General features: G+C 56.8%; 18 protein-coding genes. 16 read left to right on the forward strand and 2 right to left on the reverse strand.

Annotated features, from left to right (window positions below; translation table 11 throughout):
* Window positions 1-47: 47 nt before the first annotated feature.
* On the reverse strand, window positions 48-518 hold the full coding sequence (locus JCM10550_RS02660) for a universal stress protein (RefSeq protein WP_245618678.1): 471 nt from the start codon (window positions 516-518) through the stop codon (window positions 48-50).
* Between the two features lie 315 nt (window positions 519-833).
* Here JCM10550_RS02660 and JCM10550_RS24225 point away from each other — a divergent pair, with 315 nt between their 5' ends.
* The 12 genes from JCM10550_RS24225 to JCM10550_RS02705 all read left to right on the forward strand — a co-directional run bounded on the left by JCM10550_RS24225 (window position 834) and on the right by JCM10550_RS02705 (window position 10,297).
* Window positions 834-1,100 carry a homocysteine biosynthesis protein gene (locus JCM10550_RS24225; RefSeq protein WP_281175228.1) on the forward strand — a complete coding sequence of 89 codons (267 nt, stop codon included), beginning with the start codon at window positions 834-836 and terminating at the stop codon, window positions 1,098-1,100.
* A gap of 13 nt (window positions 1,101-1,113) precedes the next feature.
* Window positions 1,114-1,425, forward strand: a complete 312-nt coding sequence (locus JCM10550_RS24230; RefSeq protein ID WP_281175229.1) for a homocysteine biosynthesis protein — start codon at window positions 1,114-1,116, stop codon at window positions 1,423-1,425.
* A 32-nt stretch (window positions 1,426-1,457) separates the two neighbouring features.
* A complete protein-coding gene (locus JCM10550_RS24235; protein ID WP_281175243.1) occupies window positions 1,458-2,222 on the forward strand; it encodes a homocysteine biosynthesis protein in 765 nt (254 codons plus the stop codon).
* The gene (gene comD / locus JCM10550_RS02670) at window positions 2,215-3,336 is read left to right on the forward strand and encodes a sulfopyruvate decarboxylase subunit alpha (protein ID WP_245618647.1); all 1,122 of its coding nucleotides are present in this window, start codon (window positions 2,215-2,217) and stop codon (window positions 3,334-3,336) included. The genes JCM10550_RS24235 and comD overlap by 8 nt, the downstream gene beginning before the upstream one ends.
* Before the next feature lie 106 nt (window positions 3,337-3,442).
* Complete coding sequence (locus JCM10550_RS02675) at window positions 3,443-4,501, forward strand: iron ABC transporter permease (RefSeq protein WP_281175230.1); 1,059 nt, start codon at window positions 3,443-3,445, stop codon at window positions 4,499-4,501.
* Complete coding sequence (locus tag JCM10550_RS02680) at window positions 4,498-5,262, forward strand: ABC transporter ATP-binding protein (protein ID WP_062396769.1); 765 nt, start codon at window positions 4,498-4,500, stop codon at window positions 5,260-5,262. Before JCM10550_RS02675 ends, JCM10550_RS02680 begins: the two co-directional genes overlap by 4 nt.
* Before the next feature lie 7 nt (window positions 5,263-5,269).
* The gene (locus tag JCM10550_RS17970) at window positions 5,270-5,437 is read left to right on the forward strand and encodes a hypothetical protein (protein WP_157199857.1); all 168 of its coding nucleotides are present in this window, start codon (window positions 5,270-5,272) and stop codon (window positions 5,435-5,437) included.
* A gap of 2 nt (window positions 5,438-5,439) precedes the next feature.
* A complete protein-coding gene (locus JCM10550_RS02685) occupies window positions 5,440-5,775 on the forward strand; it encodes a hypothetical protein (RefSeq protein ID WP_062396772.1) in 336 nt (111 codons plus the stop codon).
* A 119-nt stretch (window positions 5,776-5,894) separates the two neighbouring features.
* On the forward strand, window positions 5,895-7,145 hold the full coding sequence (locus tag JCM10550_RS02690; protein WP_062396774.1) for a PQQ-binding-like beta-propeller repeat protein: 1,251 nt from the start codon (window positions 5,895-5,897) through the stop codon (window positions 7,143-7,145).
* The gene (locus tag JCM10550_RS02695) at window positions 7,142-7,423 is read left to right on the forward strand and encodes a hypothetical protein (RefSeq protein ID WP_062396776.1); all 282 of its coding nucleotides are present in this window, start codon (window positions 7,142-7,144) and stop codon (window positions 7,421-7,423) included. The genes JCM10550_RS02690 and JCM10550_RS02695 overlap by 4 nt, the downstream gene beginning before the upstream one ends.
* 100 nt (window positions 7,424-7,523) lie before the next feature.
* The gene (locus JCM10550_RS02700) at window positions 7,524-8,714 is read left to right on the forward strand and encodes a hypothetical protein (RefSeq protein WP_062396778.1); all 1,191 of its coding nucleotides are present in this window, start codon (window positions 7,524-7,526) and stop codon (window positions 8,712-8,714) included.
* Window positions 8,699-10,297: a DUF4430 domain-containing protein gene (locus JCM10550_RS02705; protein ID WP_062396780.1), complete on the forward strand. Its 1,599-nt coding sequence runs from the start codon at window positions 8,699-8,701 to the stop codon at window positions 10,295-10,297. The genes JCM10550_RS02700 and JCM10550_RS02705 overlap by 16 nt, the downstream gene beginning before the upstream one ends.
* Window positions 10,298-10,344: 47 nt before the next feature.
* Here the strand turns inward: JCM10550_RS02705 and JCM10550_RS17975 are convergent, their stop codons facing one another.
* A complete protein-coding gene (locus JCM10550_RS17975; RefSeq protein WP_157199858.1) occupies window positions 10,345-10,641 on the reverse strand; it encodes a hypothetical protein in 297 nt (98 codons plus the stop codon).
* Between JCM10550_RS17975 and JCM10550_RS02710 the strand changes: the two genes are divergently transcribed.
* Genes JCM10550_RS02710 through JCM10550_RS02725 form a run of 4 tightly spaced genes read left to right on the forward strand, consistent with a single transcriptional unit; the run spans window position 10,614 to window position 12,675 of the window.
* Complete coding sequence (locus JCM10550_RS02710) at window positions 10,614-11,348, forward strand: prenyltransferase/squalene oxidase repeat-containing protein (RefSeq protein WP_157199859.1); 735 nt, start codon at window positions 10,614-10,616, stop codon at window positions 11,346-11,348. The two genes, JCM10550_RS17975 and JCM10550_RS02710, sit on opposite strands and share 28 nt — an antisense overlap.
* Window positions 11,317-11,946 carry a helical backbone metal receptor gene (locus JCM10550_RS24240; RefSeq protein WP_062396784.1) on the forward strand — a complete coding sequence of 210 codons (630 nt, stop codon included), beginning with the start codon at window positions 11,317-11,319 and terminating at the stop codon, window positions 11,944-11,946. The genes JCM10550_RS02710 and JCM10550_RS24240 overlap by 32 nt, the downstream gene beginning before the upstream one ends.
* Window positions 11,913-12,425, forward strand: coding sequence for an ABC transporter substrate-binding protein (locus JCM10550_RS24245; RefSeq protein ID WP_172673738.1), 513 nt, complete (start codon window positions 11,913-11,915; stop codon window positions 12,423-12,425). The genes JCM10550_RS24240 and JCM10550_RS24245 overlap by 34 nt, the downstream gene beginning before the upstream one ends.
* Window positions 12,409-12,675 carry a hypothetical protein gene (locus tag JCM10550_RS02725; RefSeq protein WP_062396788.1) on the forward strand — a complete coding sequence of 89 codons (267 nt, stop codon included), beginning with the start codon at window positions 12,409-12,411 and terminating at the stop codon, window positions 12,673-12,675. Before JCM10550_RS24245 ends, JCM10550_RS02725 begins: the two co-directional genes overlap by 17 nt.
* Window positions 12,676-12,680: the final 5 nt, after the last annotated feature.

Below are 12,680 nucleotides of genomic sequence, written 5' to 3' on the forward strand. Positions count from 1 at the left end.
TTTTCCGTGCGGAACCCTTCAAAAACAGGGGGGGAGAAAATCCTTGTTCATTGGGATTCAGAGCCCCGCACCACCAGCACCGGCTGGTGGGCACGGTGGATCACGTCAGCGGAGACTGAGCAGGAATGCCTGTGAGAGGCCTGTCCTCCCGTGGCGCCCACGACGATAAGAGAGACCTCTCTGTTATCTGCGATTCGCACGATCTCTTCTGCCGGGTTACCGCTGATGATCAGAGGTTCCACTTCAAGCCCTGCTTCCTGGAATTGGGTAACTGCCTCCGTCATCAGCTGAGAACATTCCTGTTGGCTCCGCTCACGGAGGGTGTCTTCATAGGCGGTGGCCGAATCGGCATCCAGACCGGGAGGTTCGCTGATGACGAACGGTTTCATCGGCCCGTCAGAGATGTGCAGAAGCACGACCTTCCGACACCCGGCATCTGCGAGCCGGAGGACGTAGTCTACTGCCCTCGCAGAGACGGGGGAAAAGTCGGTTGCAAAGCAGACCGTCTCAAAAAGTATACGAGTCCCCCCCCGGGTATTATATGTGCGGATCTTGGGTGTTTCATGATGATTTTTCCTGTCACATGTTGTTTACTGTCCGGCAGGGAAAATAGGTTGTGGCAGATTGATCTCTGGTCATGCGGCTGAAATGTGGGTCTGCAGTATCTCCCCCCCGACCGAAAGAGTAAGAGTGACAGCGATAGCGGGTTCGTACCCATGACGTGCGGTGGGGTTTTTACTCTCCCTCACATCAATGAATCGTGAACGGCGGGAAGTCCCATCCGGGGGTAAAAAAGAGAATACTATAAATGTCTGTACGAAGAAGAGCGCACAATGAAGACGATGCAGGAAGTCCGGGACCGGCTGGCCCGTGGGGAGGCAGCTGTCTGGACAGCGATGGAGATGAAGGAACGGGTGCGGAAGGGCGATATTCCCACGGTGGACGAGGTGGACATTGTCACTACCGGAACCTTTGGTGTTATGTCAGGCACCGCTGCCGTGATGACCGTCCCCCGTCGCAGCCCCCCGGTGCGTTTCTCCGGGCGGACACGGTCACACTCAATGGTGTCCCCCGCCTTCCCCCGGTCCCTGCCCGAATGAACGGCTCGGCACTGTGGACCTCATTGTCTATGGCACGGCCGCCGTCTCAGAGACTTATGGCGGTGGCCACCTGTTCCGGGATCTGGTGGATGGCAAAGATGTCGACGTGGTGGCAGAGGCCGGAGGGAAGACCTTTGAGAACACCATTTATATTGAGGATCTCTCTGCCGCCCGTATCTTCACGACCCGAAGCTGTTTCCGTAACTACACTGCCTTTGTGAACCGTGGGCCCGACCCCCCCGCCCGCACGATCTTCTCGGTTCTTCCCTTAGCAGGTCAGATGAGTGGGGGGCAACCGTATCGGGGGGGTGCGGGGGGGAGATAAACCCGGTCGAAAACGACCCTGGACTCACTCACATCCGACCGGGCACGCCGATTCTGTTAAATGGTGGCGTTGGCATGGTGATGGGTGAAGGCACCCGGAGCACGCCGGAACGTCGCAACATCGCCGCCTGTGCCGAGCTCAGTGCGATGGACGGTGACTACATGGGTGGGTTTGTCACTGCCCATGGTCCGGAGTGCCTCACCTCGGTCGCCATACCTCTGCCAGTCCTTTCCGCAGACGATATCATCCGCTTATCGGTCACTGATGATCAGGTATCTCTCCCGGTGGCAGACATCAGCGATCGTGTTCCCTTCTCCGTTGCCACCTATGCCGACGTCTGGCAGCAGACTGACTTCACGGTGCAGGTCGACCCCCCCATGCAATGCCTCTTCTGTGGGCCATGCACCGCGGCCGAGGCCTGCCCAACAAAGGCCGTGATGATGGGCGGTGGTATTATGCGTTCACGCTGTGTCTCCTGTGGTACCTGTGTACAGACCTGCCCGAATGGTGTCTATACGATGAATGCCGGTGCCCTACATCTGCAGGATGACAGCGAAGCGACCGTGCCCATCGTGCTCCGGCAGTCGGACCGATCACGGGCTGAGGCACTCTGTGAGCATTTAAGGGTGCAGCTCCAGAGGGGGAGTTCCTGTTATGACACTCTCATACTATTCCGTCAGACCGGCAACAGATATCTTCGTTCTGTCGGTGGTCCCGGTTCTTTTCTCCGATGCAAGAGGGATGTCTTTGAAAGTGAAGCCAATCCACTCCAGGGGGGGGTGACAGGCTATGCATGAAGAGAGTGCCCTGAAGTATGTTGCTTCCGCCGGTGTGGACACGATCGTCAGCCTGCCCTGTGACCGGACACAGAGTCTTCAATCTTTGATTCAGGACAGTTTCCGGCAGATTACGGTTATGCGTGAGGAGGACGGGGGGGTTGGCCTCTGTGCCGGTCTCTTCCTTGCAGGAAACCGTCCGATGATGCATATCCAGAGTTCAGGCATCGGCACGATGCTTTATGCAATCATGAGTCTGCCGGTGCCGTATGAACTCCCGCTCCCGGTTCTTACCTCATGGCGGGGCATCCACCGGGAGAGAGTTGAGGTGCAGATGCCGTTTAATATTCATCTCCCCCCCGATCTTCTGGATGCGCTGGATATTGTCTATACGGTGATACACGAGGCAGGAGATCTCGACCGTATTGAGGGTGCCATCGGTGATGCATTTGAGCACCACCGGCCGCATATCATCCTCGTCTCCCCCCCGAAGGTCTGGGAAGGTATCGGGGGCACAGCCGGAACCCCCCCGGCCCCCCCGCGTGCCCTTCCTCCCCCCCGCAGCCGTGAAATAGCTCTTGCATACGAACGGACGATCACCGAACCGTCCTGGCGGCGGGCGGATGCCATCAGTGCTGTGGCATCCCTCCTCACCCGTGAACTGGTGGTCAGCAATCTCGGGGGGGTGCCTACCGATGAGCTCTACGCTGCCCGGGACCGACCGGAGAACTTCTACATGATGGGGGGGAGTTATACACAGGCAACGCCCATCGGGTTGGGGGGGCTTGCCCTCGGGCAGGACCGGGATGTGGTCGTCTTTGACGGAGATGGCAGCCTCCTCGGGACGGCTATTCTGCCGGTGGTGGCCGCAGAAGCGCCGAAAAATCTCACCATCATCGCCCTTGACAACGGGACATTCGGCAGCACCGGCGACCAGCTGACCCATGCGTATGGCATTGCTGATCTCGAACTGCTGGCCCGTGGGCAGGTATTACTCGTACATGTAAGGTACAGGATGAGGGGAACCTCAGGGTGGCATATCGTTCCCGGGAGTCAGGACCCGCCTCATCCATGCAGTGATCGCACCCGGCAATGCAAGTGTGCCGGGTATTCCCTTCCGGGCACGGGAGATTAGGGACCGGTTCATGGGGGGGCAGTCTGGTCGCCTGCGATGAAACAAGCTTTGTTTGGTTAAAGCAAAATCATTTAATTTCCCCCGCTCCAACGTTATTTAGAAAAACATGCCCGATATCTCGCGTGCCCGCACTGCTAGTGTCATCACAGTCCTCATAGCCATGCTTATCTGCACATTTTTCCTCGCATGGAGTCTTGGACCGACGAAGGTGCCATTTACTGCGTTCATCCCGGACGATCCGTCGGGAATGGTTGATTTCGTTATCTCTGCCCTCATCTCCGCCAAGGATATGTCCATCGTTGATTTTGCCCCCCCCTTCTTCCCTGACCCAACGGCGTTTCTGGTCATATACGGACTCCGTCTGCCCCCCCGGGTGATTGCCGCAATTCTCGTTGGTGCCGGGCTTGCTGCGGCGGGCACTGCGATGCAGGGCCTTTTCCGCAATTCGATGGCAGATCCCTATATCATCGGAACCTCTGCAGGAGGAGCGTTTGGTGCTGCTGTCACGATCGTCTTTTTAGGTGGTCTCTTCCTGCCGCTCTTCGCATTTTTTGGCGCCATCGGATCTACCTTTATGGTCTATGCCATTGCCACCCGCAACGGGCGTGCGTCGGTGGAGACGCTGCTTTTGACCGGTATTGCAATATCGATGTTCTTCTCGTCCATCCTCTCGTTTCTCATGTACTCGGCGGGAAAGAGTCTGCATCAAATCGTCTTCTGGCTGATGGGCGGCTTCTGGAATGTCTCATGGAACGATGTCTGGCTTGGCCTGCTCATTCCCGTTGGCGGTATACTTCTGATCTTCTTTGCCCGTGACCTGAATATTCTCTCTCTCGGCGAGGAGGATGCTCTGCATCTTGGTGTCAATGTGGAGCAGTTCAAGCGAATCTTACTCTTTGTCTCATCGGCACTCACAGCGGTTGCGGTATCCATTGCGGGGGCAATCGGTTTTATCGGGCTCATCACACCGCATGTGATGCGGCTGATTGTCGGACCTGATCACCGGATTCTCTTTCCGACGTCAATGCTTGCAGGCGGGTTTTTCCTTTTATTAGCTGACACCCTCGCCCGGTCGTTTCTGGGGGAGATGCCGGTGGGTGTGATCACCTCCTTTGTCGGAGCGCCATTCTTCATCATGCTTTTGCGCAGGAGGATGCGGGCATGATTGACGTGGACGACCTTTCTGCAGGCTATGGCGGCAAAGATATCATTGCGGAAATAACGTTTGCCGCGGAAAAAGGAGAATTCGTTGGCATCATCGGCCCGAACGGCTCCGGGAAGACCACACTCCTAAAGGCTATCAGCCGGGTGCTGGAGATCTCCGGCGGTGTGGTAACCCTGGAGGGCCGGACCCTTGCTGATTTCGGGCAGAAGGAACTTGCCCGGGAGGTAAGTGTTGTCCCGCAGGAAACAGCGATGAACTTCTCCTACACGGTCACCGACATCGTCATGATGGGTCGATTCCCCCCCCATAAGGAACGGTTTGCAAAGGATGATCCGGATGATTACCGCATTGTGCGGGAGGCGATGGAGGTGACCAATGTCGTCCATCTTAAAGACCGGCCGGTGACAGACATCTCCGGCGGGGAACGACAGCGGGTGATCATTGCCCGTGCCCTCGCCCAGCAGCCGAAGGTGATTCTCTTGGATGAGGCGACCTCGCACCTTGACATCAATCATCAGGTGGAGATCCTCTCTATTGTCCGTGACCTTGGGGAGACCGTCACCAAGATTGGTGTGTTCCATGACCTGAATCTGGCCGCCGAGTTCTGTGACCGGATTGTTCTCATGTCAGGGGGGGTCGCATTCGTGCAATCGGCACGCCTGCCGAGGTGCTCACGATGGAGCGCCTGCGCAATGAGTACGGTATCACCGCGATGGTCCAGACCAATCCGGTCACCGGCCGGCCGCTTGTTATGCCCCTGAGTGAAGGGTGCCACCCGCGCTCCGTGGTGCCCGCATTCACCTTATCTCCGGCGGAGGCACCGGTGCGGGCCTGATGTATACTCTGACAGCAGCCGGGTGTGTGCTGACAGCAGGTGTGCTCTCGCCCATGGACTCTGATTATATGGCAGCATCACGCTTGGCATTCCCTGCATAACGGTGCCTGCCTTTGCACCCATCACCGCCGCTGTATGTGATGAACTGGAGGCATATCTTGACGAAGCGGATGCAATAATTCTCACCGCAATGCCGGTGGGGGGGGAAGGCAATCTCCCCCCAATATCCAGGTCATCACCCCCCCTGCCCGGCAGCCCCGGCTTCTGCTGTATATACCTCCCGGAGAGGAGTTCACAGACTGCACACCGGCAGGGGGGGACTATTCCTTTCTTGCGCCGATCCGGGCCGCGGGCTGTCCGGTTGTTTCATCCCGAGATGCTCTCTATGCAGAGGTTGAAAAGTTGGTTCATACCCGTAAAATGGCGTAAATACTATTGATTGTCGCAATTGGTTTTCTTTTTTGGTTCTCTCTTCAAAAATAGATAATATCTGAAATTTAGATATAACTAAATATTGATTGACCAGATATTATTGATTTATTACCAAAAGGTTTGTGTATGACTCTTAAGAAATGTATTCAGTTTTCCCTTTTTATCATGGTGCTACTCATCATGGCCCAGGGCTGTACAGCAGCTGATTACCTGACATTCCACGGCGATGCCCAGCGTACGGGCTACGTCGCGGATGCGGGCCCTCTCTCGGAGAATATCCGCTGGTCGGTTTCACCCGGTTCGATTGATTCCTCACCGGTGGTGGCAGGCGATCGTGTTTTTGTCGCAACCGGTCCTGACATGAGTGATCCCGGCGCAACACTTGCCGTATACTGTTATGATACGGATACCGGGGGGGAAGAACTCTGGACCTACGAAACCGGATCGGAGTCCGGTCTCACCATTGCAGATGATCTGCTTATTGTCGGTGGCATGGACGGGTATCTCTATGCCCTTGACACTGCGAACGGCTCCCTGTATTGGTCGGTTCAGGCGGATGAAACCCCAGGATTCTTTGGCCTGACCTCTTCCCCCCCGCTCTATTACAAGGGTCTGCTCTATATACTGACTCCCTCTGACGGCGGTCTGCATGTCTATGACCCTGCTGATGGCAGTGAGGTCTGGTCGGTTGCCTTTGGGGGGGTCTGGGATGTCGGGTGGACAGCAGCGACCTACTTCACTGCTCCTGCCGCAGCAGATGGTGTGGTCTACTTCCCGTCAAATCTCTCGGAGCTTTATGCGTATAACACGACAACCAAAGTAGAAATCTGGAATGTTTCCCTTGATACGACCATCGCATCGGCGCCGGTAATCGATACCGACTCGCTCTTTATCACCACTGCGACAACACTCTATGAAGTGTCCCTTGCAGATGGCAGTATTCTTGCGAACCGGTCTGTCAATGCCCAGCTGGGCACTCCGGCACTGGACATCGCTAATGACCACCTCTATGTGGGCACCGGAAGCGGAATGGTCTGTCTGGATACCAATGACATCACCGCAGCGCCGGTCTGGGAACGGGCCACTGCAAAGATGACGGTCTCTCCGGTGGTGGCGGGTGACTATGTCTATGGCGCAACCAATGAAGAGCAGTCATCCCTCTATGCATTCTCAGCCGCAGACGGCACGGATGCCTGGTCCTACACCCTCCCCCCCGCACCGGAAGGCAATAACTGGGCCTCGTTCTGGGGGGGCTCCTCACCTGCAGTCGCAGACGGGACGCTTTACATTGGCGCTGAGTACACGAACACGCTCTTTGCCTTTGGTGCAAATGTCACCCCCCCATCGAGCCTGTCGTTATCTTCGATGATAGTGTGACGGTCGTCGAGGGTGAGACGTTCACCTTCGTCCCGTCCAACAATGCGTCCGCATCCTATACGGTCAACCGCACCACGGATCTCGGCGCCCTTGACACCGCAGCAATGGCAGGCGGGTTCACCTTCAACGCGTCCGATGCATGGTATGCTGACTACAGTTCCTTCCTGATCGAGGACATCGCCGGCATTGTCAACGATGACTGGCGGGTAGAGAACGGCCATTCGTGGGCCATCTATCTCAACGGCGCCCCCGACAGCATCCGGACTCGGTGCAAATGATCTCGCAGACGGTGACGCCCTGACGTTCTACTTCTGTCCGAGTGACCCGGTTACCTACGCGCCCATCATTGACGAGGCGACATATGTAGTCAGGATCGATGTGACCGTTGACGGTGGCATCACGCCCGAATATATCTTCGATGGCAATGTGACGGTCGTCGAGGGTGAGACGTTCACCTTCGTCCCGTCCAACAATGCGTCCGCATCCTATACGGTCAACCGCACCACCGATCTCGGCGCCCTTGATACTGCGGCAACTACAGGCGGGTTCACCTTCAACGCGTCCGATGCATGGTATGCTGACTACAGTTCCTTCCTGATCGAGGACATCGCCGGCATCGCAAACGATGACTGGCAGACAGAGAACGCCCATTCATGGTCCATCTATCTCAACGGTGCGGCGACAGCATCCGGACTCGGTGCGAATGCTCTCTCAGACGGTGACACGCTGATATTCTACTTCTGCCCGACTGATTCGGAAACCTATGTGCCCATCATCAACGAAGCGACCTATATCGTTGAGGTCGATGTGACCGTTGACGGCGGCATCACGCCTGAGTATATCTTCGATGGCGGTGTGACGGTCGTTCAGGGTGAGACGTTCAGTTTCGTCCCGTCCAACAACGCGTCTGTGTCCTATACGGTCAACTGCACCACCGATCTCGGTGCCCTTGATACTGCGGCAACTGCAGGCGGGTTCACCTTCAACGCGTCTGATGCATGGTATGCTGACTATGGTTCCTTCCTCATCGAAGACATCGGCGGCATCGCAAACGACGACTGGCAGACAGAGAATGCACACTCCTGGGCAATTTATCTCAACGATGCACCCACAATGGCCGGTCTCGGCGCAAATAATCTCGCAGATGGGGGGGACACGCTGACGTTCTACTTCTGTCCGAGTGATCCGGAAACCTTTGAATACCTCATCGATGAGGCAACCTACATCGTCGAGATTGATGTGAAAGTATCGCCTGTTGCAGTTTCTGATGTTACTGTGACGGATGCCGCACGTGGTGGCATGGCCCAGGCCCAGGTTACTGTCAAGGCACTGGATGCAGGCTGGTATGTCGTGGTTGTCAGTGGCGTAAACACTGGCGGCGACAGCCTTGCAGGCATCGCCACGGTGCACCTTGACGCGGGCAGTCCTATGGATATCCCGGCGCTCATTGCTGTGCCACAGCATACACAGACGGGCACCTATACCCTCTATGCCGGCGTATACACGCTTGATGATTTCCCCGACAACCTGCTTAACCACAGTGAGGGAGTAGAATGCGTCATCTCCTGAGTGCGCTTCTCATCACCATCCTCTTCGTTTGTGGCGCACCGTGTGCTGCGCTCACGATGGATACAAGTGGGGGGGGTGCAGCAGGCCAGCCGGTCACTGTCACGCTGGATGAACCGGCGTTTGTGACGTTCCAGATGGACAGTGGGGGGGTGCCGGTGTATGCCTATGGTACGGCCGTCAATTTCATTTCCGCGACTACAGGGACGCTTTCCATCACTGCAGAGAGTGGTGGTGAAGTGGCAGATGCAACCGTTACTATCACCTCCGGCGGTGGCGGTGGTGGCGGGGGGGACACCCCATCCATTGTCTGGAAGACCGTCACCCTGCCTGCAGGCACCTTTAATGTAACCGCTGAGAATTCCGAAGAGATCTATGCGGTTCCGTGGCAGACTGCTCTTGGTGTCCTGAAAGCAGCGGGCGTCAGCTTTAAGGTGAGCAAGTGGTCACCTGGTCTCCTTGTTGATGAAGTGGATGGAAAATCATCTGAAGGCACTGCCGGTTGGATGTACCAGTTGAATGGTATGATTGGCGACATCAGTGCTGACAAAAAAATGCTATCAACTAATGACAAAGTGGTATGGTACTACAGCGAGTCGATGACCCAGTCGCCCGAGCAGTCCCCCAAGGCGTTCTACTACAAGGTACAGACAAGCACCGCCCCCCCCGCTCCCGGCGGTTCATCCACTGAAACAGGAGAGACCGGAACAGGGCCGGATGCAACGGCAGAAGCGGTCTCATATCCGCTCTCCCTCCCGCCGGGCTCTGACCTCCGCCTGAGCGAGGGCCGGATGTACCTGACAGTCAATGTCCCGATGGCAACGTCAGCAGGGGGGGATCAGATCAGCTTTGAAGGAAACACGATGCTCATCACCCGTGACGATGTCATCTTAAAAATTCGCTTTGCTGACTTCACCGACAAAAAAGGCATTATTGCAGGGGGGGAGATCACCGATGTCAGCGTCGAGACCATGCCTGTCACCATTGCCTGTGCAAACGGGACGGCCCCCCCGGAGGTTTCGCTTTTGATATCCCTCATGACCGTTCCGATGGACGCAGACGTTGATGTCATTGCTACACCGCTCCCGAATCTTTCTGCTGTAGCGGCAGATAGTCTGAGTGCTGCAAACAGGGCACTCGGTGCTGACGGAAAAGCAGTGGGCACTGCCGGATGGCAGATGGATGTCGGGAAACGTGGTCTTGAGAATGGGGTGGATGTGGGAGATGTAACCATCCGCATCACCACTGACCCTGCATGCATCGCAAAGATGGGTGGCATTTCTGCCCTGCGTCTCATCCATATCATGGATGACGGCACAGCAGAGGTGCTTTCTCTCCGGTCTGCGGGTACCACCGCCGACGGACGTATGATGCTTGAGGCAGGGCCTGCCGCCGGTCTCTCCTCGTTCCTCTTTGTCTCGGTCACCGATGCACCGGTATCGTCCGGCACCGATACTGAAACAACACCGACACCAACCACCACAGCTCCTGCACCGACTGAGTCGGGTACCCCCCTCTCTGCCGTATGTGCGACCGTGGCTGGAATTATTGGGATAACCGCCATATACCGGAACCAGAAAAGATAATCTATACAGGACTGACTAAAAAATGAACACGAAAAATCTTCTTTTTTTTAATACTTCTCACCATCCCGTGCCTTGCCGCCAGTGCTGCGGCATATCCGCTCACGGCAGGCAATGATGAAGTCGATAGTGCGCTTACCTACCTCGCCTCCTGCCAGCAGGCCGACGGCGGGTTTGCAGAAGACGGAGAAGAGACGTCCCCCCCTGCCCTCTCCACCTGGGTCATACTTGCGATTGTGGCAGCAGGCGGCGACCCGGATCAGTGGTCCCGTGGCGGTGCTCGGCAGGTGAATACCTCCACACCGTGGCGGATGAGACGGTGGCCATTGACGGCACCTCCGAAACATCAAAACTGATCATCACGCTTGTCGCAGCAGGGGGGGAAGATCCCCGGAATTTCGAGGAGCATGACTTTGTCGCACTCCTGCAGAAAAAACAGCGGGAAGACGGTCGATATGGAGAACATATCTACACGACAAACTGGGCGGTCATGGCCCTCTCTGCGGCAGGCGAGGATACCTCCAAAGGGGTGGCATGGCTGATCTCCCAGCAGAATGAAGACGGCGGCTTTGGCTGGACAGTGGGGGGGGCAGAGAGTGACTGTGATGACACTTCATCAACAGTTGAGGCCCTCATTGCAGGCGGAACCCCGCAGGATTCCCCGGTTATCCGCGATGCGGTTGCCTTCCTGAAGACGATGCAGCAGGCCGACGGTGGGTTTAACTACGGCGGGTCGAGTGCGACCAACTCCGCCTCTGACTCATGGGTGATTCAGGCCCTTGTCGCTGCAGGTGAGGATCCTCTCACCTGGACAACGGCTACCGGCAACACGCCGGTCTCCCATCTGCTCGCGTTCCAGGCAGATGAGGGATATTTCCGGTGGACATCTGTGCTCACCGATACCCCCCCCTGCAAGATGACGGCAACCGCCGTCCCGGCGTTAACCGGCAAACCGTTCCCCCCCGTCATTCCGGTGAAGGGTGCCGTGCCGGTTGCCCCCCCCGGCACCCGCGGAAACGCCAGTGACAACGGCAACCGTAGCACCTTCTGCTGATGTAACGGCTGTTCCGGACACGGGTGGCCGGACGGTCACTGATGATTTTGGACGTGAAGTATACATACCAGCCGAGCCCCAACGGATTGTCTCCCTGGGGGGGCCGGCCAATACCGAGATCCTCTACGCACTGGGTCTTGGGGGGGACAAGATAGTCGGAGTGACCGACTACTGCAACTATCCCGAAGAGGCCCTTGCCGTTGAGAAGGTCGGAGGCTACAGTTCGGTGAATATCGAGAAGGTTTTGCAGGCAAAACCTGACCTTGTGGTGGCGGCATACGGCAACACTGCAGAGGTCATTGACCACCTGGAAAACATGGGTATCACGGTCATCGCCCTCAACCCCACCTCCATCGGTGATGTGAAGAACAATGTTCGCCTCGTTGGCGAGGCAACCTGGACGGATGCCGAAGCCACCGCCGTGGTGAATGATATGCAGTCGCGGATTGATGCGGTAAAAGAGGCGGTTGCATGTGCCAACACTACTCCGTCTGTTGTCCACATGGTCTGGAATGATCCATATGGGTCAGCGGCAGCGGTTCATTCCAGGACGAGATGTTTGCGATGGCAGGTGCCGCCAATGCCTTCTCCTCGGTGAAAGGCTGGGAGATTGTGGGTATGGAAGAATTCATCGTCACTGACCCGGATATCATCATCGCGAACTCCGGCTCCGGCATGGGTGGGGGGGGCAATTATGATATTCTCTATCGGTATATTATGGAAGAATCCCGCTTCCAGGGTCTCAGTGCGGTAAAGGAGAACCGGGTCTATCTGGTGGACTCCGATATCATCGACCGGGGTGGTCCGCGAATTGTAGAGGCCCTTGAGATTGTTGCCCGGGATATCCACCCCCCCGAGTGTTTCCCGGAAGGGAATGCCGCCCGACCGGTTGCAACACAGACCCCCCCTGCCCCCCCGTTCATCGGGTGCTGGGTGCTCTTGCCATTCTTGGGTGCTGTATCAGGAGGCAGAGTGAGTGATCGGACGCTCGGATCTCGTTGCCAGCCTTTTCTTCTCCCTTCTTCTCCTTTCTTCCCCCCCTGTTTTAGCAGGCGAGTGGGTGCCCGCCGGGTCTGAACAGCCGGGTTTCCGTATCATGGATGTGGCCGTCTCCGGTGACGGAACATACAGTGCCCTCGCCGGGGATGCCGGTATTGTTCTTCTCACGGCAGACGGCACAGAGTGCTGGCGCAGCCGGAAGGTAGCTATCACTCTGTTTCTCTCTCCGGGAACGGAAGTATTCTTGCGGCAGGCGGTGACGGAATTCGTGTGCTGCACAAAAACAGCACCGTCCTTGCACGATACGTTCCCGGAATTTCGTGAATGATGTCG

The organism is Methanogenium cariaci JCM 10550 (genome assembly GCF_001315945.1).
Classification (GTDB): Archaea; Halobacteriota; Methanomicrobia; order Methanomicrobiales; family Methanomicrobiaceae; genus Methanogenium; species Methanogenium cariaci.